This is a genomic window from Paraburkholderia youngii (assembly GCF_013366925.1).
Lineage (GTDB): Bacteria > Pseudomonadota > Gammaproteobacteria > Burkholderiales > Burkholderiaceae > Paraburkholderia > Paraburkholderia youngii.
On sequence record NZ_JAALDK010000002.1, the window covers coordinates 481,947 to 504,617 of the forward strand.

General features: G+C 60.4%; 22 protein-coding genes and 1 pseudogene. 8 read left to right on the top strand and 15 right to left on the bottom strand.

Annotation, left to right across the window (positions count from 1 at the left end):
- Positions 1-3: 3 nt before the first annotated feature.
- From G5S42_RS33520 to G5S42_RS33530, 3 genes are all read right to left on the bottom strand, one after another.
- On the bottom strand, positions 4-429 hold the full coding sequence (locus tag G5S42_RS33520) for a ribbon-helix-helix domain-containing protein (protein ID WP_176111064.1): 426 nt from the start codon (positions 427-429) through the stop codon (positions 4-6).
- A gap of 647 nt (positions 430-1,076) precedes the next feature.
- Positions 1,077-1,244, bottom strand: a complete 168-nt coding sequence (locus G5S42_RS45865; protein ID WP_376777043.1) for a DUF892 family protein — start codon at positions 1,242-1,244, stop codon at positions 1,077-1,079.
- A gap of 137 nt (positions 1,245-1,381) precedes the next feature.
- Positions 1,382-1,792: a hypothetical protein gene (locus G5S42_RS33530; protein WP_176111065.1), complete on the bottom strand. Its 411-nt coding sequence runs from the start codon at positions 1,790-1,792 to the stop codon at positions 1,382-1,384.
- 418 nt (positions 1,793-2,210) lie between these two features.
- On the opposite strand from G5S42_RS33530, the gene G5S42_RS33535 reads away from it, so the two are divergent.
- The gene (locus tag G5S42_RS33535) at positions 2,211-2,585 is read left to right on the top strand and encodes a phage holin family protein (protein ID WP_176111952.1); all 375 of its coding nucleotides are present in this window, start codon (positions 2,211-2,213) and stop codon (positions 2,583-2,585) included.
- A 505-nt stretch (positions 2,586-3,090) separates the two neighbouring features.
- Positions 3,091-4,026, top strand: a complete 936-nt coding sequence (locus G5S42_RS33540; RefSeq protein ID WP_217710238.1) for a hypothetical protein — start codon at positions 3,091-3,093, stop codon at positions 4,024-4,026.
- A 274-nt stretch (positions 4,027-4,300) separates the two neighbouring features.
- Here G5S42_RS33540 and G5S42_RS33545 read toward each other — a convergent pair.
- From G5S42_RS33545 to G5S42_RS33555, 3 genes and pseudogenes are all read right to left on the bottom strand, one after another.
- Positions 4,301-4,531, bottom strand: a pseudogene (locus G5S42_RS33545) (response regulator); the annotation flags it as partial.
- Positions 4,532-4,913: 382 nt separating this feature from the next.
- Positions 4,914-5,381: a PRC-barrel domain-containing protein gene (locus G5S42_RS33550; RefSeq protein ID WP_176111066.1), complete on the bottom strand. Its 468-nt coding sequence runs from the start codon at positions 5,379-5,381 to the stop codon at positions 4,914-4,916.
- Positions 5,382-5,556: 175 nt separating this feature from the next.
- Positions 5,557-6,813 (bottom strand): MFS transporter, encoded by a 1,257-nt coding sequence (locus tag G5S42_RS33555; protein ID WP_176111067.1) that lies wholly within the window; start codon positions 6,811-6,813, stop codon positions 5,557-5,559.
- A 148-nt stretch (positions 6,814-6,961) separates the two neighbouring features.
- Between G5S42_RS33555 and G5S42_RS33560 the strand changes: the two genes are divergently transcribed.
- Both G5S42_RS33560 and G5S42_RS33565 read left to right on the top strand, forming a co-directional pair.
- Positions 6,962-7,186 carry a hypothetical protein gene (locus G5S42_RS33560; RefSeq protein ID WP_176111068.1) on the top strand — a complete coding sequence of 75 codons (225 nt, stop codon included), beginning with the start codon at positions 6,962-6,964 and terminating at the stop codon, positions 7,184-7,186.
- Positions 7,187-7,652: 466 nt separating this feature from the next.
- On the top strand, positions 7,653-8,120 hold the full coding sequence (locus G5S42_RS33565) for a response regulator (protein WP_176111069.1): 468 nt from the start codon (positions 7,653-7,655) through the stop codon (positions 8,118-8,120).
- Between the two features lie 232 nt (positions 8,121-8,352).
- Here G5S42_RS33565 and G5S42_RS45505 read toward each other — a convergent pair whose 3' ends face one another.
- Positions 8,353-8,892: an ATP-binding protein gene (locus tag G5S42_RS45505; RefSeq protein ID WP_312883706.1), complete on the bottom strand. Its 540-nt coding sequence runs from the start codon at positions 8,890-8,892 to the stop codon at positions 8,353-8,355.
- 182 nt (positions 8,893-9,074) lie between these two features.
- Entirely contained in the window at positions 9,075-10,217 is a 1,143-nt protein-coding gene (locus tag G5S42_RS33575; protein WP_176111071.1) for a sensor histidine kinase, read from the bottom strand.
- Between the two features lie 711 nt (positions 10,218-10,928).
- Between G5S42_RS33575 and G5S42_RS33580 the strand changes: the two genes are divergently transcribed.
- Complete coding sequence (locus G5S42_RS33580; protein WP_176111072.1) at positions 10,929-11,192, top strand: hypothetical protein; 264 nt, start codon at positions 10,929-10,931, stop codon at positions 11,190-11,192.
- Positions 11,193-11,397: 205 nt separating this feature from the next.
- Here the strand turns inward: G5S42_RS33580 and G5S42_RS33585 are convergent, their stop codons facing one another.
- The 5 genes from G5S42_RS33585 to G5S42_RS33605 all read right to left on the bottom strand — a co-directional run bounded on the left by G5S42_RS33585 (position 11,398) and on the right by G5S42_RS33605 (position 13,537).
- The gene (locus tag G5S42_RS33585; RefSeq protein WP_176111073.1) at positions 11,398-11,898 is read right to left on the bottom strand and encodes a YciE/YciF ferroxidase family protein; all 501 of its coding nucleotides are present in this window, start codon (positions 11,896-11,898) and stop codon (positions 11,398-11,400) included.
- Positions 11,899-11,903: 5 nt separating this feature from the next.
- On the bottom strand, positions 11,904-12,326 hold the full coding sequence (locus tag G5S42_RS33590; protein WP_176111074.1) for an HU family DNA-binding protein: 423 nt from the start codon (positions 12,324-12,326) through the stop codon (positions 11,904-11,906).
- 476 nt (positions 12,327-12,802) lie between these two features.
- On the bottom strand, positions 12,803-12,958 hold the full coding sequence (locus G5S42_RS33595) for a hypothetical protein (RefSeq protein WP_176110687.1): 156 nt from the start codon (positions 12,956-12,958) through the stop codon (positions 12,803-12,805).
- Between the two features lie 36 nt (positions 12,959-12,994).
- A complete protein-coding gene (locus tag G5S42_RS33600; RefSeq protein WP_176111075.1) occupies positions 12,995-13,189 on the bottom strand; it encodes a hypothetical protein in 195 nt (64 codons plus the stop codon).
- A 9-nt stretch (positions 13,190-13,198) separates the two neighbouring features.
- A complete protein-coding gene (locus G5S42_RS33605; RefSeq protein ID WP_176111076.1) occupies positions 13,199-13,537 on the bottom strand; it encodes a YggL 50S ribosome-binding family protein in 339 nt (112 codons plus the stop codon).
- Positions 13,538-13,969: 432 nt separating this feature from the next.
- Here G5S42_RS33605 and G5S42_RS33610 point away from each other — a divergent pair, with 432 nt between their 5' ends.
- The gene (locus G5S42_RS33610) at positions 13,970-15,295 is read left to right on the top strand and encodes a hypothetical protein (protein WP_176111077.1); all 1,326 of its coding nucleotides are present in this window, start codon (positions 13,970-13,972) and stop codon (positions 15,293-15,295) included.
- Between the two features lie 740 nt (positions 15,296-16,035).
- Entirely contained in the window at positions 16,036-16,827 is a 792-nt protein-coding gene (locus G5S42_RS33615) for a DUF8737 domain-containing protein (protein WP_246392250.1), read from the top strand.
- 402 nt (positions 16,828-17,229) lie between these two features.
- On the opposite strand, the gene G5S42_RS33620 is transcribed toward G5S42_RS33615, so the two are convergent.
- Together G5S42_RS33620 and G5S42_RS33625 are read right to left on the bottom strand one after the other, a co-directional pair.
- Positions 17,230-17,796 carry an alpha/beta hydrolase family protein gene (locus tag G5S42_RS33620; RefSeq protein ID WP_246392252.1) on the bottom strand — a complete coding sequence of 189 codons (567 nt, stop codon included), beginning with the start codon at positions 17,794-17,796 and terminating at the stop codon, positions 17,230-17,232.
- A 937-nt stretch (positions 17,797-18,733) separates the two neighbouring features.
- A complete protein-coding gene (locus G5S42_RS33625; RefSeq protein WP_176111078.1) occupies positions 18,734-20,887 on the bottom strand; it encodes a hypothetical protein in 2,154 nt (717 codons plus the stop codon).
- 496 nt (positions 20,888-21,383) lie between these two features.
- Here G5S42_RS33625 and G5S42_RS33630 point away from each other — a divergent pair, with 496 nt between their 5' ends.
- Positions 21,384-22,661 carry an MFS transporter gene (locus tag G5S42_RS33630; RefSeq protein ID WP_176111079.1) on the top strand — a complete coding sequence of 426 codons (1,278 nt, stop codon included), beginning with the start codon at positions 21,384-21,386 and terminating at the stop codon, positions 22,659-22,661.
- Positions 22,662-22,671 lie beyond the last annotated feature (10 nt).

Below are 22,671 nucleotides of genomic sequence, written 5' to 3' on the forward strand. Positions count from 1 at the left end.
CTGCTAGCGGATTCTGTCGGCGAGCGCTGTCTTGACGGCAGTCGATGCGTGAAAGGCACCCAACACCACGACGCTTTCGATGGTCGCGAGTGCGAGTTCCGGGGTGACGTCGCCAGCGATGCTGGCGAGTCCCAGCACCTGGATGGTGAGGCGCTGATGAGCGGCACGAACCGCTTCCAGATCCTGCCGCGAAAAATGCTGTAGGCCGAGCACAAGCGCACGGCGTGTCACCGTTTCCTGAACGACCTGTGCATGCAGCGCCAACTGATTGCGAATGGCGGTTCTGATCAGGTCCGTCCGGTTTGAATAAAAGCCTTCTTCCACCAGCAGATCGATCTGGCCGAGGTCGACAGGGCCGAGGTTGATCGTGATTTTTTCCGACTCGCCGCCCCTGGGGCGACTCGTGCCGCGGGACGCGGGGTTTTCCATTTTTCCATCCGGTGGACATCCATTTGGATGGTTATAGGCGTATTTTCGCTGCACCGCAACATAATTTTCGCTTCAGGCGACTGCAACAGAGGGGCTCGTCGTTTCCTGGTTCCAAGCTGCTTTGCCGCCGGCACGGTATGCGAATTGCGGTCACGAACCTACGGATTAACGCCGTCCGGTGTTGACCGGTTCGTACTTGAGGAGACTGCCATGCGAGTTGCGACGATAGGGGTTTTGATTTCGGCGCTTTTAGTTGGAACATCGGGCAGCGTTTTCGCCCAAGGCGCGGGCGGCGGTGCCGCTGGAGGACAAGGCGGTACTGGAATGAGCAAGCCAAACTCTAGCGGGTCGACCGATACGGTCTCAGGCGCGTCAGGGGCTAACACCATGGCACCGGCGACGACCAGTTCTCACAACAAGATGCATAAGAAGGCCGGACCCGCCACGCCTTCGTCAGCTACCAACCCTGCCTCGGGTGGAAGCTGATGATAGAAATTGAGTCGTAGGCGGACCTCAGGTCCAAGGAGTCCTCAGGCCCAGGAGGCCGGGCCTGAGGATAAGCGGTGTTACGCCCGGTGGGCTTTAATGTCGACTATTGGGACGCAGCCCCTGTCCGATGGTACCGACGCTTTTAGATGTCGCAACGGTTATTGAGTCGCTGCCTCTTCGACGCTGGTTCCTTGTCCCAACACCGTCAGCTTTTCATCGGCGGACTTCGCTTCCTCCAGCGTATCGAGCAGGAGCTTCTGAGCGGCAGATTCACCCAGCTGTTCAGCCAGCGCAGCGAGCGTTCCGTACGTCGCGATTTCATTCAACCTTTGAGCGGCTCCGATAAGGGCGAGGTCGAGGACAGGCCCCTTCTCAATTTCCCAATCTGCTCGCCGCCCTCCTCGACAAGTTCTTCCATCGCGGCGCATTTGATTCGCTTCAGTTTGATACCGCGGGATTCCACTCATCCAGATGTGCTCATGTTGTGATCCGCCTCCTTGCCGCGCATCGGCACGGCCCAATTCGCACGTTGCCCGCCGGCTGCGTCACCGATCTGAGTAGGGGAAGTCAAAGCATTCCGGAAGCCGGTCGGCAGGTAGCGCAATACATTGATGGAGACGAGCATGATCGGCAGGGACAATGTCTCGAGAGAGACCGACGTGGGCGCAGAGATGCGAAGATCGACAGCTCCCACCTTACTTCGCTTGAGCTTGTACTTTTTGCGCAGCGCACGCGTTTTTACTATGCAAGTCCCTCCTTCCGAAGCAATGTATACACCCCAGGCCGAGTTGTGCGGATCAGCCGCCGATATTTTCAGTTGGCGCGGGCCCGGCTTTTGCGCCACATTCAGCTGCGATGCGGCGACCGTGCGCATGAGCCACACGGCCGTCTTCGCGACGATGTTCGCCCCAACGGAAAGCCATCGCGCAGTGTGCAGTGTGAGGTGCGGAGTAGAAAATGGAATCGGGAAAGACGCACACAACTTTGGACGCTCCCCTCTTTGAACCCTGAGCGGACAGCCTCACGCGTCTCAGCGACGCGAGCGAGCAAATTAAGGGGGATGCAAACCAGCTGGCAGCAGAAGCACAGAAGCTTTACTCCGATTTCGCCGAACTGTTGCGGAAGGCGACGCTGGAACGGCCGCTTGCCACGCTCGCCATTGCCGCTGGCGTCGGCTTTGTGTTGGGGCGCGCTGCGCGGAGCGAGCCGTCGTGTCAGAAAACTTCGCAGGCGTGACTCGAGAAATTTGGACTAAAGCGTTGCCGCCCACACAACGTCGGCAGGAGGACCGAATGTCGATCCATGCGAAGGTCACAACGTGGCGCAACATTGGCCGATTCTGCGTCGAGCGCGTCACGGACTACAGCGAGCTGATCACGTTGGAAATCGAGGAAACCCGAAAGCGCCTGGTGCGCGAGCTGAGCGCCCTCGTGGCGTTGGCCGTCGCGGGACTCTTCACGCTGTCGTTCCTTTGCATCGCGATCATTGCCACCGCATGGCCGACGCCTTACTTTCTTGCGGTAGTCTGGGGCGTTGCTGCGGCGTGGCTGCTGATCTGCATCGTTTCCTTCCTCGTCTTGCGCCTGCAGAAACCGGCGCAATCGCTTTACGTCCTCCAGACCGAGATACATCGCGATCTCGACGCTCTCAGCGAATCGCTCAAATGAACCCGCGACATCATGCACATGAGCTTGCCCGGCCAATCGTTCTGGAACGCATGGAGGTGTCACGGACCGCATTGGTCGTGGCGAACCGGACTGTCGCGTTGCCGGCAGCGCCTACGGGCCGCGGTCATCCTCCAACGATGTGCTCGCTGCGCTCGCCGAGGCGCCGCGTGTGGCCCTGCTGCTCGCTCTGGTGGTCGGCGGCCATTGCGCTTAGGTCACGACGCAAGCTGACGATCGCTGGCCGGGCCGGTGCCACCGCCTGTATCGCCCGCAATGTGCGAAGGTCAGTCGGCTCCTGACGAATAGCGTGCCGTCGCTCTTAACCGCCGCTGGCCCGACATGCGTTATCACTCTCTTTCGAAGCCTTTATCCGCTAGCCGGTAGACGTCATCTGACGCGGCACAATAAATGCGGCGAACGAGGCGGCCACGTCCCGCATGGCGGCCGTGCCCGGCGTAGCGGATAAGCGCTTATTTCAGCGTAGACAAGTTCAGGGAGGCGGCATATGGAACCAGTGAATAACCCGACGGAATACAGCTTTGCAGCAAACGATGCCGCCGCCCTAAAGCATCGAAACGAAAGCGCAGTTTCATGGGGTGCGATATTCGCTGGCGGCGTCGGCGCAGCAGCATTCGCACTGATTCTGTTGACGCTGGGCACGGGCCTCGGTTTGACGTCCCTCTCGCCATGGTCGTCGGGCACCGCTAACGCGAAGGCGTTCGGGTTTGCTGCGGTGATCTGGGTCTGCGTCACGTCCGTTCTCACGTCCGGGATTGGCGGCTATCTCGCCGGACGGCTGCGCCGACGATGGCTCGACGTCCACGTCGACGAGATGCACTTTCGCGACACTGCGCATGGCTTCCTTAGCTGGGCCATAGCGACGCTCGTCATCGCGGCCATCCTGACTTCGGCTGTCTCGGGCATCGCACGAACCGGCGTACAAACTGCTGCGCCGGTAGCGTCCGGAAGCTCCGCGCTCGCGACCGAGACGATGCAGCGTGGGAACGCGGCCGCCGCAATAAATACGTGGCCGCTCGGCTACCTCATCGACTCCTTGTTCCGTATGCCTGCCGGAGCGCAGGCCACGCCAGCTGAGGGAGCCTCGTCACGCGGCGAGATACCGCGCGCGGAAACGGCGCGCATTTTTCTCAATAGCGCCGCGACAGGTGATCCCTTGTCGCCGGATGACACCGCATACCTGAGCCGCCTGGTCGCGCAACAAACAGGAATGGCGCCGGAAGCGGCACAAGCGAGAGTCACGACGACCTACGCAAGGCTATTGCAGAAAATCAGCGCATTCGATGCCGCTGCGAAACAAGCCGCCGACAGGGCTCGCAAGGCCGCTATCGGAGCTTCGTTGTGGCTCTTCGTATCGTTGCTGATGGGTGCATTCTCGGCCAGTCTCGCGGCAACCTATGGTGGCCGTGTGCGCCAGCTCTAATGGGAGCTTTCGTCACTTCAACAAGGGGATTTTCATGCGCTCGATTCTTCTCTACCTGCTCGGCGTGCCGATTCCGATCATCATCCTGATCGCATTGTTCTGGCATTGAATGCGTTGCGATCGTCCGTCGCGCTCGGGACGGACGATTTTCAGCGCCCCGGTGCTGGTACCCCCAGGTTGTTATGGCCTGGAGCGAAGTCGCAAGCGGGGCTTCCCGCGGCGCTGGATAAAACATCAGGATTGGAAGCGCTCGGCTTGATACATGAGCCGCATCCTACAGCAACGCAAGCACCTTCAGCAGGCTGTCGATGTCGACCGGCTTGACGAAGTGGTAATCGAAACCGGCCGATTGCGCGCGCAGCCGGTCTTCCGTCTGGCCGTATCCGGTAATCGCGACGAGCAGTGGCTTCGTATTGCCTTTTCGGCGAACCTGTCTCGCGAGTTCGTAACCGTCGATCTCCGACAAGCCGATATCGAGCAGCGCCACGTCCGGCTCGAAGCGAGGCACGCGGCCGGTTATGTGCGTCTCAGCGCAACGGCAGCGACCGAAGGATCGCGGCCGCCCCTCGGCACGCTTGCCGAGCGGTGGAAAGGAGAAGGGAAGTGCTGCGACTCGCTCGTTGCCGGTCGGACGGCGGGGGCCTCAGCGATGCAGTCGACGTGCGAGCGCCTGCTACAACAGCGGCGCGAACAGCTGCTTCGACTCATGGCTCGAAATCAGCGCCGTGGCGCGGCCGGTTCTAACGCGTGCTGGCGGTCGCGAACGACGTCGGACTGTGGGCCGAACGGTACAACCCACAGCGCCGGAAACCCGCGGGCAACTTTCCCGCGGGCACCGACGCATCGTGGCGGCACAGCGCGCGCGCTCGCTCCCCTACGCCTCGTTTTCAGATGTCAGTGGGCGGCAATTCGTCAACCCCGCGGCGCGTCGGCGACCAGTAAGGGTCGCGGTTGTAGTACTCATGAAGCGTGTTGCCCCACGACGCATCCGCCATTGCCGGCCAGTGATCCTTGTCGAAGCCGGGATCATCCTTGATTCGTTGGGCAGCAATGCTGACGCGAAAACACTCCGCGTCCGTATCAAGGGTGAGTGCGTTCCAGGGAATCGCATGCAGGTTGCTGCCCATCCCAAGAAATCCGCCTTCGGATAGAACCGCGTATGCAACCCTGCCGCTGCGCACGTCAAGCATGATGTGTGAAATCTTACCGACGTCCTCGCCGTCCGATGAAATCACCTGCGTGCCTTTGAGCGTCGCTGCGGCCATAACCTCCGGACCGGGGCCATCGCCCCTGCCGCCACCGACAATCTCGGCCCCTCCGCCGGACGCGGTGCCTTGCGGGTCTAGTGTGCTCATGATGTCCTCCATAGTTTATGCGGTGAGAGCGCCGCAACAGCTGTGCCCGCGCGCGAGGCGACCAGCGCCGGCGCGCCTGGAGGCGTCCTGACGAAGCTACGATGAAGGCGCCCCGGCAAAGCCGGCAGACATTGGCTATGCAGGGCATGAGCCGCAATCGCCGCTTGCCGGTCACTCATGCACGATTGTCGAAACCGGACAATTTCGCCGCATTCGGTCCGCGCTGTTCGCCGGCCGCGCCAGGGCTGAAGACGTATGTCGCAAGGCCAACCGCGAGGACCACCATCGTGAAGAGAAAAAGTCGCGAAAAATTGTCGGGGGCTGACAGCCCCTGTCGGGTTCCACTCTGCGCGAGCCACCCGAAGCAATTGCTCGTCACGGCGACGCCGAGAAATACCGTGCTGTTCAGTATGCCGAGGCGCAATCCAAGACTGTGCGCGGCGGAAATGGACCGTGCCTGCGACATCACCAGCGGATGAATCGCGCCGACACTGAATAGCACACACACAAGAGAAGCGCTCAAAAGCGCGCTATACGACGGCATTGCAACGAGCAGCGCCGCGGCCAGCACGCCGAGCGACATCCCGGAGAGCGCCAGTGTCTTCAGCGGAAATCTTCGCACGAGCAGCGGGATGACGAGCGATACGAATAGCGCCGTCACGCTCGCAGCGGTCATCACCCGCCCTATCGCAATGGTACTCAGATGAAAAACGTCCGCGAAAAAGGGACCGCCCCAGGAAGTTCTGAACGTCCCGCCGGCCGACATTGCGAAGCAGACCGGCAACAGCGTGACGAATGCACCGTTGCGCGACGAGCCGCCATCGCCGATCTGCCCTTGCTCAAGACGTTCTCTTTTCGGCACCGGGCGCGGAACCCCCAGAAGGGTAACAGCCGCCGCCGCTGTGATCACGGCCATTGCGGCCGCAGCGATACCCATCGCCGGCCTCCAGCCGAGTTTCGACGTGGCCCACGCCAACGGAAGCGCCGCGATCAGTGCGCCAAAAATGCCGATGGCGCTTGCAATCGTCACCGCTCTTACCTGCCGCTGCCCGCCGCCGGAGACCAGGACATGATTGAGCAGTCCCATGAAGATCGGTGCGCATCCGAAGCCCAACGCGGCCTGCGACACGAGCGCGACCGTTGCGTCGTGCGTAGCGGGAAGCGCCACGGCGCCGGCCGTTCCCACAGCCATGCAGATCGTCGTTGGCCGGCCCACGCCAAAGCGGTCGAATGCAAGGCCGAGCGGTATCTGCATAAGGGCGAAGGCAAGAAAGAAGGCTCCCGCGAACCACCCAAACATCTTCTGCGTGAAGCCATAGTCCGCGATTAGCTGAGGCGCGATCACTGCGACGTAGCTGCGGAAAAACTGACTCAACAGGTAGGCAGATGTGAGAATCCACAAGGCGTAGTCGCGGGGGCGCTCATGAATCATTGCGATCTCCATCCGGATCGAAGAGGCGTCAGCATGGGGGTGCAGCATGCTCGATCGGAGCGAGTCCCAGCGGGATACCGGGAACACCGCACGAGCAGGAATCGACGAGCGTTGCGCTAGTTCCCGTATCTCGAAGCGACGTGCGGCAATGAGCAAGCTGACGGCAAGCCGCGTGCCGAATGCGGCACCTGGCTGCGATCGCTTCTCGGACGATCAAACAGAACGTACCGATGAACCGCTCAATTTCGCGTTCGACCCCAGTAGGTGCCATATGACGAGCATACGCAAGGGTGAAATGCAGGTGCTGGGCGCGTCAAGCAGTTATTGCTCCAGCGTGCCGCAGCAGGTACACAGAGCAGTCGGGCGCGAGTAGCTCGCGCGGGCGTGGAGTCGCCGGACGTCGAGACGAGGCGTACCGGCCTGGATGCGACCGGGCTGCTGTCCACGAGACAGCGTTCTCCCCCGGCAATGCTGCGCTGCCGCTTACCCACGCGGCAACGCATAAACCATCGCCCGGTCGCCGGGCTTCATTCTGACGGAACCCTGAGGAACTCTGGTAGCAATCAACTCAAGCTCATGTCCACCGCCGCTCGGGAGGACGTATCGGTTTCTGCGTTTCGTGCACGGTCGTTGCTAAACATGGCATGTCCCCGGCTTGACGGTAGTGAACGATCCGCCCGGCACGCAGGCAGGCAGGCCGCGGAGATCGTCGCAGAGGAAGGATGAGCCGGAAGCGGAAGGAAAGACAAAGGCAATTAAGGCTTACCACGCACCGGAAGCGGCAGCGGACGAGCGATGGCGCGGTCGGCCGACAAGCAATAAGCGTGGAAGGGTGAATCGTGGCAAATGTACTGCTGGTCGACGACGACCCGGAAAACTTGTGGTCCCTGCAGATCGCGCTGGAGAGCCACGGCCACCGCGTAAGCGTGGCGGACAATGCGCAGCGCGCAATGGATATCCTGCGTCGCCATACCATCGAGATCCTCATCACGGACTATGAGATGCCGGACATCGACGGAGCGCAACTAAGCTGCTGGGTACGGGCGCATCCCGCACGTAATGAGATGCCAGTGCTCATGCTGTCGGCCGCGCCGGAGCCGCTGAGGGGCGCGCAATGCTGGAACCGTTTTCTTCGGAAGCCCGTCAGTCTGGGCGATCTCATAGAGGCTATCGACGCTCACGTCGCGATCCGATTGACCGCCGCGCGCGCTCACTATTCGTCTGGCGCCTCTGTGAGCTCGGCCCTGAGATACCTTTGTCCCGCCGCCTCGCGTTTGCCGGCCGTTCATTCCGGGTGCTGGCCGTGATCTGCTGCATTAGAGCAACAAGGGGTTTTCGGAGCATCACCGCCGCTGGCCTGTCGACCGGATGCGAGGCTATTTCTGGCATACCATCCGAATCAGGCGTACGGAGAGCTCATCCGTACGCTGTGTGCAGGTTCAGCCACCGTCCGCGCTGCCCGGATCATGCCGGTGTCCCGGCATCCCGTTCAGGAGCATCGCCAACCGATCGTAGTCAACCGGCTTGACGAGATGATAGTCAAACCCGGCTTCGAAAGCTGCGCCTTTGTCGTGCTCCTGACTCCAGCCAGTGACGGCGATAAGAAGCATGCGCTTGCCCGTGACGCAGGCGGCGCGCGACGTCGTACCCCGAGATGTCCGGCAGGCCGATATCGAGGAGCAGCACCTCTGCCTCAAATTCGTATGCCATCACTAGCGCGGCGGCGCCGGTTGTTGCGATTCTCGTCTGGTGCCCGTCGCTCTCAAGCAGCATCGAAAGGCTGACGGCCGCGTCCTCGCTGTCGTCTACTAGCAAGATGCGGCGCCGAAGATCAGGTTCAGATATCGTCGGGAGCGCGAGGCTCTTACGAAGATCCTGGATCGGTGCAAGCGGAAGCCGGACGGTAAACTCGCTGCCCTGCCCCAACCCGGGGCTGGCCGCGGTTACGGTACCGCCATGTGCTTCCGCCAATGCCCGGACGAGCGACAGCCCGACGCCCAGGCCACCTTGCGAGCGGGCGCACGCGGCCGGCAACTGGGAGAACATGCCGAACACTGCTGCAACATTTTCCGGGGCGATGCCGCGAACCGCTCCGGTGCCTTGATGGCCGCGAGCATCCCGCTCTCCGACAAATACTGGGCGATCGAAGAGTCTATTTCAGAGGGCAGGTGCCTGCCCGCGCAACGTCGGATGCATCGGCATCGGCTATGCGCGAGCAGGGATCAATGACCGCACCTCCCGGCAAAGTCCTGGCGCGCCCTCTACTCACGCTCGCCTCCTGCCTGGACACGGCGCGGCAGGCGTACGGAGAAAGCAGTCTCTTCCTCGTCTGACCGCGCCTCTATCGCGCCGCCGTGCGCCTTGGCGATTTCGCTCGCGATATACAAACCGAGCCCAAGGCTGCCTTGGCCGTCGTGGCTGCTTTCACGATCGGAGCCACGCTGAAGAGGATCGAAGATCCGCTCAAGTAACTGTCCTTCGATTGCGGGTCCGCTGTTCCTGACCTCGAAGCGCACTTCGGCCTCTTCGCCAGTCACCACAACACGCACCGGCGCGTGGCGCGCGCCATATCTGATCGAATTCAGGACAAGATTGCCCAGCAGTTGCTGCAGACGCGGACCATCCCAGACACCGTGAGTGTCACCGTGCAATTCGAGCTCGATCTGCCGGTCTGGATGTATCGCGCGCAACTGGTCCAGCTCATCGTTAAATATGTCCGCCAGATCAACGTCGCCCGGTGTGACGTTGATACCGAGTCCCAGCCTCGTCCGATTGAAATCGCACAAGTCATCGAGCAGTCCCTGCATGCGAGCGCCACTACGAACCAGTCGTGCCGCAGCCTCTGACACGCGCTCTCCCGCATTGAGCGCGGACAGATATGAAGCTGTCATCTGAATCGTCTGAAGCGGGCTGCGCATGTCGTGCCCGAGCATCCCAAGCAACAGATTGCGAGCCTGATCGACTTGCGTGCTGAAAAAAGCGAGTGATTCGGCGAGCGCCTGATCGATGGCCTCGTTGAAGCGGATGATGTCATCCAGATATGGCGCATCAGGTTGGCAATCGTCCATCCACAAACGTAACACACTGGCGCGCAACGCACGGTACTCGGCAGCCAGCTGGTTGATGTTGAAGCCGCCTCGTGCCCGCAGAACGGCATGCGTTTGTGCCGCTGTCTCCGTCGCATCAATCAGCGTTGGAGCCCGCCCCAAAGATTTTTCGCGTTGCGCTTCCCTCGTCTGAGAAGTCCGCAAATCTGTGGCTATTGCTTCGAGAATCTGCTGCGCGTGGTCGCGCAACGCTAGCGACCCCATCTTGCCTGCGGCCGGCAGCAGCGTGGCCGCGAAGGCCTCCCATTGCGCCAGAATGGGCTCGATGTCCCGCGAGATAAAGTCGGCCAGTCGCATGCCCGGTCCTGTTCGAACGGAAATTATGGAGATCTTTTTACCGAATTTATATTACGCGCGGATTCGTCCCGCGATTCCATCGGGTTTACGCTGCGCCAGCCACCAGCTTTCGGGCAGCGTTGCTGATCAACGCGTCGTGGCCGCCTTCCGCTCTACGACAACCTTCGCGAACCGGGCATTTTCCCCGATTCGGCTCGTCATGCAGCGCCGAGCAGTTTTTCGGAACCGAGGCGGGAAGTCGAAATTCAGGACGCCCAGGCCGTCCGAAGCTACGCCACGCAGGCACGCTGACCGCGCCTGAAGGAGGGCATGCGCGGGCCCATGGCCCCGCATCGCACGCATACCCGACCCGGCGAACGATCGGTCTGAGCTGTCAATGTAGGAATGGCACGGCCCACCATTCGCCGGACGCAAACCATCAGTGTTTTCCATGACCCGGCTCTGCGAACGGCAGCCTGGTCATCGTGGGCTTCCTCTCGGCTCCCGGTGTCAGCCTGCCAGTATTGAAGAAGGCGTTCTGTACGAATCCCGACGTAAAGCAGAAGCCCCAAAAAGAGGCCAGTTTGCGGAGCCATGTCCGAGCTGCGACGGTCCGTCCGCAAAATCGCGGGGCTCGCGCCAAGGCGTGCGTTTGTCCATGCTTGGGGCACGAACCATGCTGCTCATATGCCGGAGATGGGCCAAAGGCGCTTCTCAAACATGGAGAGGGTCATGAAGCTGATACTGACAGGAATGAGCGCAGTTGCAGTCATCGCTAGCACTTGCGCACTCGCGCAAACAAATACTGGCAACGTGCAGCCAGCAGATCACAATGCTCAAAGCATGCAGCCGGGTGCCGCTGGCCAGAGCATGGGCCGTGCTGCGGGCGTTGGCAACAGCAAGCCGGCGAGTGGCTCATTGATGCAAAAGCGCGAAAGCGCCATGTCGCCTCAAGGCGCGTCCAACTCGAACGCAACCGGCACAATGAAGCAGTGAGTGCGGCCGGAGGCCTCGTTGCGGCAGCGGCGCCACTGCGATATTTCCAGCCGACGTGATAGATCCACGTCCTTTGCAACGTCGCAGCGGCGTAGCCGTGGGCTGGCGGGCGCGGGGCCTGCGCGGCGAGTCCACCTGGGAGCATCGCGCAGGCTGCGAAGCAGCGAAGCCTCGACGCGCTGGGGCAGGATGGCCAGAGGTTTATTTAGTCGTTGGTTGTTTTCATGTTGGCCGCCTTTTCCGCGAATTGAGTCAGCTTGAGGTCCGTCGCTTTTTCTTCCTCCAGCGTCTCCTTCAGAAGCGTCACGGCCTCAGAAAAGCCAAGCTGCTTGCCTATCGCGCAGAGGCCGCCATAAGCCGCGATTTCATAGTGCTCGACTTTCTGTGCGGCGGCAACGAGGCCCGCATCGAGCACGGGTCCTTTTTCAATCTCATCGATCAACTCCTGGCCCTCCTCAATCAGGCCTTCCATCGCGACGCATTTCATTCGCTTGAGGCGTATTCCGGTTGCCTCGACGACCTGATCTATACGTTCCACCTGGCCTTGCGTTTCTTCAAGAAGGAGAGTTCTCCCCCAAGCGCCAGGTACGTCAGTGTCTCCTGGGTCAATCGCCCCATTTACGCTGAAGATGCGGTCGGCTTCGATACCCGCGACCAAAGAATCAAAAAAAGCCCCCTCAGAGCGGGCTTCGTTGCGCCTGAGCATTCTCCTCAGGCTGCTGCAGCATCCTTGAGTTTCTTCAGCGGACGTACCTTCAGACGGACGGTTGCCGGCTTGGCATCAAACCAGCGCTCCTCGCCTGTGAACGGGTCTTTGCCGAAACGCTTCTTCTTTGCCGGAACCTGCTGCACCCCAATCTTGAGCAGACCCGATAGCGTGAACTCGCCTGCCCCTTTCTTATGGACGGCGCCGAGGATGGTGCTTTCGAGTGCGGCGAGCACCGCCTTTGCCTGCTTCGGTTCAACACCGGCCTGCGTGGCAACATGGCTCGCAAGCGACGCCTTGGTGAATTGCTCTTTCAGGGGTTTGGGTGTCGCGGTTGCGGCAGTTGTCTTCTTTGGCGATGCTTCCTTCTTCACTGCGGTTTTCGCTTCAGTTTTCTTCGCTGAAGAGCCTGCGGTCTTCTTTGCCATTTAAATCCTCATTTTTCGGGTTTAGAGAACCGCTTAAGACGGCACACGACGCTGCGCGTTACTGCACCGTCTTAAGCTGGGCCCTAGCGTAGCAATGGTTGTTTCTCCACGCAATGAGATCAGCCCTTCATACAGGTTACTTTCTCCATTTCTGTCTCAGTAGTTTCCCGGGATTGAGTACCGCTATAGCTGCAGTGCGGCGACTCTGGCGAAAGGAAGCGCCCCGACGAAGGAACGGGCGAGGCGTGGGCGCGCCGCCACCGACTGCTTTAGCTGCTGCCTGATCGCCGAATTCGTGCAAGCAGTAGCCTCTGCTCAGCTCCGGTCGATTTTGACAAGTGGCTTTACGGTCGCTTCCAAGTAGCTAATGAACGAGCTGCGCGCTCGATTTAGCCGGTCAGTCGGCTTATCTACATTCGGTCGTTTGCTCACCGCGACCTCCGTTACGTTTTCCGTCTTCTTGTAGGTCCCTGCACTCACGGATTCTTCATGAATCGCAGATAGAAGGCGGCGAACAGCAGGACAATCCCGACGTTCGCCATCAGCCGTTCCCAGAACCGGTCCCTGAAAATCAGCACATCCATGCCGGTAATCACGATCACCAGCGTCAGGACATAAAGCACGGTAGACATGTTTCTCATCATCCAGTCACCCGTTTTCCGTCCTGTTTAGCTCAACATGACGAGGATCTTGACATCCGCGAGTCGGATGCCCGATCGACGGGCAACAGCCCGCCGCGCTCGCGCGGCCAAGTCGTTTCCCTTCGTAGCCTCAGCCACACGCGCAACAAACTCGACGGGGCCGGCGACCGGTTTCACGTTGTTGACCACCTCGTACCTGGCCGACACCACGATTCGTTCCATGGTGTTTTCCTAATCGTGGCCGTACCACGCGTCGACGAGTGGCCCGACGTCAACAGCCATCAGTTCGGGCCTCGCTTCGAGCCAATCGCGTACGACGCTGCGCTGCGCTTCCGTCGCTGATGCCCGACCGGCATAGGCCGTGACGAATCCGTCAAGCTTGTGCACGATCGCTCCACCATATGCCAGCCGGGTGGCCTCGATACACTCACTGATGAACGCATCACAAACCAGTTCGGCCTCCGCTGCGGATACACCCGCGCGTAGCGCAGCGGACACAGCGAAGCCCAGCCCCTGAAATTCGCCGAGATGGAGCTTCTTGCGTTGGCGACGATTGTATTGTTTGGACATCGAGGTGTGTTTTCCTTAGTCAAAGAGGTTCTCGCCCTTCGAGACTAGGCTCATCGGGCTGAGGCGGGAACTGTAATCAAGCACCCCGAAGTTGCCACCGGCGCCGCCCCGGATCAGAGATCCGCTCAGGGTTGACCTGGCCGATCGCTCCGGGCAGAGTTCGGCCCAGGAGGCGCCGGTCGCAACAACCACATCAGTGGCCATTTGCGAGTGCCAACCAGTCATTTTCTGACGGAGACGGCCCCCCCGAAACTGATTGTCTCGTCCCCGCAAAACTCGACGAGCCATGGCGCCGGCGCCGAGCTATCTGTTCGAATGCACGCCGCATAGCCGGAGAAATGACTTTTCATATTCGTTTTTCTTGGTTCCGCTGTTCCTTAACGTCCAATAGATTGTGCGTTCGAAAATTCCAATAACTTAGACACGCTCGACATGTTCAATAGACGTTTGATAGCTTTGGCCGCGTTCCCATTCATTCTGGAGGCCTGCGGTGGAGGCAGTATTTCGGATAGCCCGAACCCTTTGGCGACCTCGGATCAGTTGGCAGCCGAGAAACTTGCAATCGCTGTTGTTGAGGAGCCTGCCGTTGTTGCGGCAAAAGCTACGCTTAAAGCCAACTGGCTGGCGGCGGCTCGGGCGACCGGCGGTGTATCGGATGAGGCGTTGACAAACCTCGATGAAGCCGTAGATGAAAGTGTGTTCGCCTTCGCGCTATCGCTTGCTTCCGGCGATGCCAACGACCCGAAGGTGGTTTCGTTTCTCGCAGCCCCGCACAATTGGTACGGAATGAACGTGCCGGGATCGCGGACAACCTTTGATAACCCGGACACCATATACCGCAAGATCCCGGTTGATCCTGCGTTGAGCTACGTGTTAGCGGGAACAGTCCACGCGCAAAAGCCTGTCGATTTCAATTTCAGCCTCTACAGCAGCACCAGCGCAACGCTTTCCAACCTCGCCGGCGACCAGCTCGCCCCACAGGCAGATGGCAGTTTCGTCATCAACGCCAGCTCGTTATCAAGCGGGGGCAGCAATCAAATCCAGCTCGTCTCGGAAGCCGCATCCATCTTCGTGCGCGATACGATCAACGAATGGGGAGTACAACAATTCAACAGCCTGGCGATAAAGCGGACCCCGTCAGTCTCGACGCAACCACAGACCGCTGACGCTCTCGCTACAACTCTGGCAGCGACACTGCAAACTCCAGCTGCGGCTGCGCCCTTCATTGCCTACAATGCCCTTGGGTACGCTCAGCCTGTCAACACGCTTCCTGCGCCATCGCTTGGCGGCACTGGGGGGCGCCTCGCCAACCAGGCCGCCTCATATGCTGCATTCCAGCTTGCCGATGACGAAGCACTGGTCCTTAACGTCAACCTCGGTGGGGCAAAATACTTCATCGCACCGGCCTATGGCCGATGGACGATCACGACCGACTACATCAATCACACCCAGACGCTAAACAACGCGCAAGCGGTGCCCAACCCGGATGGCACGTACACGTTCGTGATATCGCCGAAAGACCCAAGCGTCTACAACTGGGTTGACACGGCAGGACTGCACCAGGGCTTCCTTAACCCACGCTGGCAAGGGTTACCCACGACGCCTGCTTCGGTGGGTCCGTCGGCGACGGTCAAGGTTGTGAAGCTTGGCGATCTTCAGACCGTTCTCCCCACGACAACGAAGTACGTCACTGCGACGGAACGACAAGCACAGTTGGCTGCGCGTGCTGCGAGTTACGCATCGCGATACGCACCCTGAACTCTTCGCGTTGGCGTGAATGAGCGCCTGACGGCGACGCAGGATCTCGCCGCCGGCTGTACATTGAGCGCGGTCGTCCAGGACGGGCGCGAGCGGCCGGAAAGGACTGCGAAAGCGGACGCCTTTGCAGTAACGTCGAACGGCAGGACAGGGTCGACTTATGCCGATCGCATCAAGCACACGTTCGAGACGACTGTCGCGCTCGGTCGTCGGACGAAGTCGTCCATCAGCGGCCGTTCAGGTGCAACGGTTGCAGGATACTCAAGCGTCTCCTCCACTTCGGAAGCTGCCCTTTACCGGAGAAAGGACGACGCAGCAGGGATTAGTCGAACGCGGTCCCATGCGTGGAATTCACGCAGGCCATCACGCTCTTTGTCTCATGTCATCCCTTTGCCGGAACATCGCCATCGCCAGCCTGGCGGCTCTTCAGGTGATCAAGCGCGCCCTGCCTGACTGTGAAGTTCTGCTTCATAGCCCATCAACATTGTGAGGCATAGTCGCTCACGCAAATTGATGCTACACCTAACGTGTCAGTCAGGAGTGACGAGCTTGCAATGCCTCACGCATTTGATGGCTATGCGCGAATACGATCGCGCGACCGGCCTGATTGGCCATGAAGTCCTGAATTCACCAAGAGAACCGCTGATGACCGCCGCCTCTGTTTCCGCCGGCATCGTCCTGCCACGCCCCGCCTGGCGCAGCCTGCTTTGGCTCCCCCGCTTACGGTCCTGTGGATTGTGTTGATCTACTGGCAACCGATTATCCCGGACAGTGGCGCTCAAACCACGGCACACCAGTTGATTGCCCAGGCGTTCATCGCGGTCGGCTTGTGGCTCGGCCTCGAAGGCACCGACCTGACGCCGGGTCAACGCCGCACGACCTGGCTTGCGATCATCATCCCGCACACACTATGGTTCGCGATCGTCTGGAGCGTCGCGATCCACGGCGTCTTTCACCTGAGCTCCTCACCCCCAACGGTGCCGTTGCTGCCGTTGGCGATCATCCTGCCGGTGGTCATCGGCGCGCCGCTGTTGCTGTTTTCGAAGCGGGTCGGCCAGGTGCTCGACGTGATGCCGGCGGCTTGGCTGGTCGCTCTTCAGCTTTACCGGGTGTTCGGAAGTTGGGCTCTCGCTGCCTGGCTGCATGGTGCGCTGCCAGATCTCGTGGCATTGCCAGCGGGAACTGGCGATGTACTGACGGGCTTGTTCGCCGTGCCGGCGGCAATCGCGGTGGCGAGCGGTACAGTTCAAGGGCGGAAGGCGGCGCTCGTCTGGAACATCTTCGGCCTCGCCGATTTCGCCGTCGCGGTTACCTTGGGGATAGTAACCTCGCCCGGCCGCTTCCAGTTGATCGTTCCGAACGTGCCAGGCATTAACGCCGGCGCTTATCCGTATGTGCTGACCCCTGCTTTCGTGGTGCCGAGTTCGATCCTGCTGCACGCGCTGTCGCTACGCCAGTTGACCCGACGACGTGCAGGACGACCAGCAAGCGGCGAGGATCGAAGGGCGATTCTGCGACCTCTTGATGCTTAGTCTCAACAGCCGGTAACCAATCGAAAGCCGTCGCCTTCGATCGTTGCACTGAGCGGCCGAGGAGGGTCGGTTTCGGGCGACCGCGTCGGGCAGTGACCGGCCAATGCGCGTCGTTCGACGCTCCGCCTGGCTGGTTCCGCCCGCATCCCTAAGCGGTCACTCACGGATCGGCGCCGGCCCAATCAAGGCAGATGCCCTCCGCGAATTCCGGAGGCGGATCACCGCAGGCGGATCTGACAAATTCACTCACTCGGCACTGGGAAAACGTCGCTGACGCGACAGGCGTCGCTTATCGTGGCTATGCGACAGACCATCTGCGGATAGCGAAGAGATTGAGGCGTGCAGCACGGCGAATTCGCCGGCTCGCCGTCCCGACTCTGCTACAAGCATTCCTGCGCTTGCTCAGGTAACGGGCACGAACTCTCCTTCGGCGAAGAACCACGCCGACATCGTCCGTGCCAGTTCGAGCACGACCTCCGCGTCGGTCCGACCGGAGGACGCGCGCACGTGGAACGAATGATCTGCGTCGTCCACCACATGCAGCGTGGCGCGTGGCCCCAGCATATCGACTACCGACCTCAGCAGGTGAAGCTCGGCCAGTTTGTCGCGCGTGCCGTGCAGGAAGAGCATTGGCACCGTGACGTCTGCCAGGTGCCGTGCCCGCTCCATGCCGGGCGCGCCCGCCGGGTGCAGCGGGAACGCGACGAAAGCGAGGCCACGCACGCCGTCGAGCGGGGAGATGGCTTGGGCCTGGGACGTCATGCGGCCGCCGAACGACCTGCCGCCCGCGAAGAGCGGCAGGGCTGGCAGCCGCCGGCGGCCCTCTGCGACGGCTGCCCGCACGGCAGCATGTGCCACGGCCGGCGAGTCCACCCGCTTGGAGCCCCGCTCCATGTACGGAAACTGGTAGCGCAATGTGGCGACATGCCGGCGTGCTGCATGCCCGCCCCGCACCGTGCGCGAAGACATACAGGGCTCGCGCGTCCTCCGGCACTCGGAGGAGCGCAGAGACCTTGGTGCCGTCGGGCAGTGCCATGGAAAGCGATTCTGGGTCGTCCATCGTATTCAGGTCGTGTCGTTGTGGCCTTAGCGCCGATTCTGTATCAATGAGGCATCGGGGAGCGTTTGTGGCGGCCTCCGGCAAGGCATTGCGCAGGCGGAGTTTGCCGGCCGGTCCATGGAGCGCGCGCCCATCGTGAACGGCGCCGCAGTCGCGATGTGTCGGTTGACGACCGCAAGCCCGACCTGTGGGCCGCAGCGTGATCCGCGCTTTGAGACATCTGCGTAATAGCACGCCTGCATCATTGTCAGCGAGCTGTTACGACACTGCAATCACCGTCAAAGGAAGTTTTCGAAGGGCAGTTCATTTATCTGGCTCTCTGGAAGAGCATGTCCGGCTGCAGAAAGTTCTTGGTTCGGCCACAAGCGGTCGGTCGAGGTCGCCATCCAATTCGGACATCCAAGGCATCGTCCGCTCAATCTCAATGACCGGTCTTCGGCGGGCAGATCGCAGGTGGCATTGCCTCAACGCGGGCCGGCTAGCGCCCGACGACCGAGCGCGACGGTCGTCGGGCGGATGAGCGGTGCAAAAGGCGTAACCCGACCCACTGCAGCCCGTCGAACCGCTCGGACCATTGGCAGCTTTCGAGTAACGAACAGTCCTTCGTCGGGCTTTGGGCTGCCCGAACTGCATCTGGAAGTGGGCTGGACGACCAATATTTCAGGCAGATCCCGATGAGTCGTCTGCGAATGACACACCAACTGGCACAGCACTCCCTTTTGTGTGAGAGGAAAGTTGAACATCAAATTACAAATCAGGAAAATTCGACCATAGCAAGCTTTTCAGCTAATAAACTTCCTTGCAGGGCAACGCCGGCCCTTATAAGGGCCGGCGCACTTCACAGGATCAATTCGAACCGGAGTACTTCAGAGTCCAGGTGAACGTACGGCCACTGCCCGCGTTGAGTGCGAAGGGGCGCGTCGTACAGGCGAAATTCGAATGCAGTTGCCCAATCGGCGTTGTCGACAGCGGATTGGTGACCCCGCCCGCCATCTCGAAGTTAGACAGGACACAACTGTCAAAACCCGTAGTGTCATAGCTGGTCGCATTACTATTGGAGTAGCGAACCGAGTAACCATCGCTACCCGCTGTGGCGTGCTGGACATCTGCAAAAGACGTGAAGTCCGTCTCGACCGCGATGTTGCCGGTCAACGTTCCAGAATTCAGCGTATCGGCTCGCGTCAGTGTGCCTTGACCAAACGTTAGGACCGTGTGGACCTGCAGGTCGATATCTGTGGCATAGGTTGCATTCTTAACGGCCTGCCGGAACTTGGTCGTGTCGAAAGAGACGACCACCTGGCCGTTATTTTCCTGAACGTTCAGGTTCCTATAATACGTGACCGGAATGTAAGTTTTCCCGTTATAGGAAACTTGCGGAATCAGCAACGCATAGCCCTGATCCGTTGTGCCATAAATCAGGTTGTCGGAGAACGGCGTCGGGTAATAGGGCGTGTACGAATTGTAGTCGGGTGCCTGGTTCAGGTTGAGATTGATGATGCGCTTGCCGTCGCGCACCGTGATGAGCGCTGCGCTGTATGGGTGAGCCGTATCTGTGGGCAGGTTGTACCACGTGAGCGTGTAATGCGGCCTCGCATCCAGCCAGGCTTGCAGGTCGGAATCAGACATGGGTGCATTGCCGCCAAAACCCAGTTTGTTCCACCAGGCATTCACATACATGTACTGGTGTAAAAGACTGAAATTCTCCCCCATGACTCGAGGTTTGCCGCGATACGCATCGGTTCCGCGCCCTTTGACCCACATATTCACCGACGGCGTCGGCAGGGTCGGGTCGTACCAGAAAGTGTCAAAGCGGTAAGCCGCCTTATAGATGAACGAATAGGCGACCTGCATTTCCTGCGCGGTCAACACGCCTGCATTGGCCGCCGCGGTCAGGATTTCCATGAAGGCTGTGTCGCCGTATGGGCCGATGGAGCGGCCATAATTGAAACCCTGGCCGTCGGCGTTGAGCTGGGGAAGAATCAGATCGACTGACTTGCGCAGATAGGATTTCAATTCAGGTGTTAGATTGGCCTCATTGCCCATTTCGAACGTTCGCTCAACGACTTCTCCAATGAGCAGCGTGCTATATCGATCGAAGCGTGCCTGATCAAAATAGGTCGTATGTGTATTCGAGGCCTCGTCGGAAAAACCGCCGGACGAGTCTCTTCTAATGTGATTCGTGAGTGTATACAGAAGCGCGTCCCGCGCGCCCATCGATGCCACAGCCGGGTCGGTGGCGGAAGAGAAAGTCGGATTGGTCCATCCAAGTTTCTGTCTCAGCCCCGCAATACCGTAAGAAACCGCATAGTAATTCTGTGCGGTATTAAGCGATGCAACGTCGATCGGCACACCTGCGGCGGGGCACGTATTTTTCGTGCCGCTTGCATCCGCGCCGAACATATCGCAGAAGGTCAGGCGATTCTGCAGCGTAGCCAGCATGGCGTCGCTGAAGACTTCGTTGAGCATACCGTGCGCCTTGAAATTATTGAGCGCAACGAGGTAGTAGTACTCGCCCCATGACGTATTTGCGTACGTGTAACTGGCGCCGCTCGTCTGCGCCATCATCGCGGTCGTTATCTTTTGATACGTCGCAAGGTAATCCGCGTATTTCGGATCCCCTTTCGCCTTCATATCGATCAATATGTACGACAGACCGAGTGCCAGTTTGCCAGGCAGGAATTTATCGCCCGTGTTGGTATCGAGCACGTGCACTGGGCTGCCGTCGCCCAAGTCCATGACCACTTGCGTGAAATCAGGTGCCTTCCTGATGAGGTCAAAAAGCGCTCTCATCTGTCCCATCATGGTGATGGGCACCCCTGCGCCTGAAGGGACGCTCGTATCCGTCGCTCCATAGACAATTCCATGAAGAGAAACTGTAGGTGCAGAAGAAACCGGATTTTTCACAGCGTCAATCCCGCCGCCTCCACCGCAGGCACTGACGAGAAGAAGCGTCAGTGCACTGAACGCAAACATAACGGATGATTTTCGCGATGGACGCATTTTTGTCTCCTGATTGTAAGTGGATCGACGCCGAAATTAGCAATCTCACCAACGTATCTGGCTATTCGTTCTCTTGGGTTTGCAACTGAGCACCAGTTCGACGGAAGTCAGAAAACCCTACGAAAATCCGCTCACGTCGTTTCACTCTGTTCGCGCCGACACATCAACGACCCATATTCCGCCCGCCGCGTCCCCTCGATCGCCGTCGACGTCGCACCATCTCGGCGTGATTCAGGCTGCTGCGGACGTCAAAGAAAACGATTAACTAAACGTCAGGACAGGATGGTCACACCGTTGCTACCTAAAGCGCAAGGCTAGGTAAACTACGGGGCTAGTAAAAGCGTCACAGATCTTCTATCTTAGAAAAACGTTTTCCTAACTGGACCTGCTCGTGACTAACTCCGCCCGCAGTGCCATGCGTCGCGGGCTCGGCGCTCGCCGACATTCATCACACATAGCGCGGCGCGACGAGCGACGCCGCGCAACGGAGACTTACATGCAAACCGCCGTCATCGGGCTCGCCCGCACCGCCAGCCGCTACCGCTGGGCGGTGTGCGCGCTGCTCTTCTTCGCGACCGTGATCAACTACATGGACCGTCAGATTCTCGGTCTGCTCGCGCCAGTGCTGCAGCACGACATCGGCTGGTCCCAGGTGCAGTACGGCCGCATCGTGATCGCCTTCTCAGCGTTCTACGCAGTCGGCCTCTTGTGCTTCGGCCGCATCGTCGACTGGCTGGGCACGCGCATTTCTTACGCGCTCGCCATGCTGATATGGAGCGTGGCTGCAGTCCTGCACGCGGCGGTCGGCTCGGTGACCGGCTTCGCCATGGTGCGTGCGCTGCTCGGCATCGGCGAGGGCGGCAACTTCCCGGCCGCCATCAAGACGACTGCCGAATGGTTCCCGCGCCGCGAGCGCGCGCTTGCGACCGGCATCTTCAACTCAGGCGCCAATATCGGCGCGGTGTTCGCGCCCGCCATCATTCCGCCGCTCGCGCTGGCGTTCGGCTGGCGCGCGGCGTTCGTGATCGTCGGGGCGATTGGCATCGTCTGGCTGGCCGTATGGTTCGCGTTCTACCGATCCGCCGACCCGCGCTCCCTCGAGGAGGGGCAGGACGAAGTCGAGGTGCTCGATGCCGCCAACGTGAATGCCCGCGCGCCGGGCTGGGGTGTACTGATCAGAAAGCGCCAGACGTGGGCATTCCTGATCGGTAAGTTCCTGACCGATCCGGTGTGGTGGTTCTATCTGTTCTGGCTGCCGAAGTGGCTCAACGAGTCGCGCGGTATGGACATGCAGCACATCGGCTTGCCGCTCGTCTGCATCTATGCGATGACGACCCTCGGCAGCATCGGCGGCGGCTGGCTCTCTTCGGCGTTCCTGCGCTCAGGATGGAGCGTGAACGCCGCGCGCAAGACGGCGATGCTGATCTGCGCGTGCTGCGTGCTGCCGATCGCGTTCGTCTCACAAGTCGACAACCTCTGGGGCGCAGTCGCGATCGTCGGACTGGCGGCGGCAGCGCATCAGGGCTGGTCCGCGAACCTCTTCACCACGGCGTCCGATCTGTTCCCGAAGCGCGCGCTGGGCGCGGTGGTCGGCATCGGCGGGATGGCGGGTTCGATCGGCGCGGTGCTGTTTTCGGAAGTAATCGGGCAGGTCCTGCAACGCACCGGCCATTACTGGGTGTTGTTCGCGATCGGCGCACTTGCCTACCTCGTCGCCCTGGCCGTGATGCAGATGCTGACGCCGCGCATGACGCCCGCGAAGCTCGACGCGTGAAGGCGCGAGG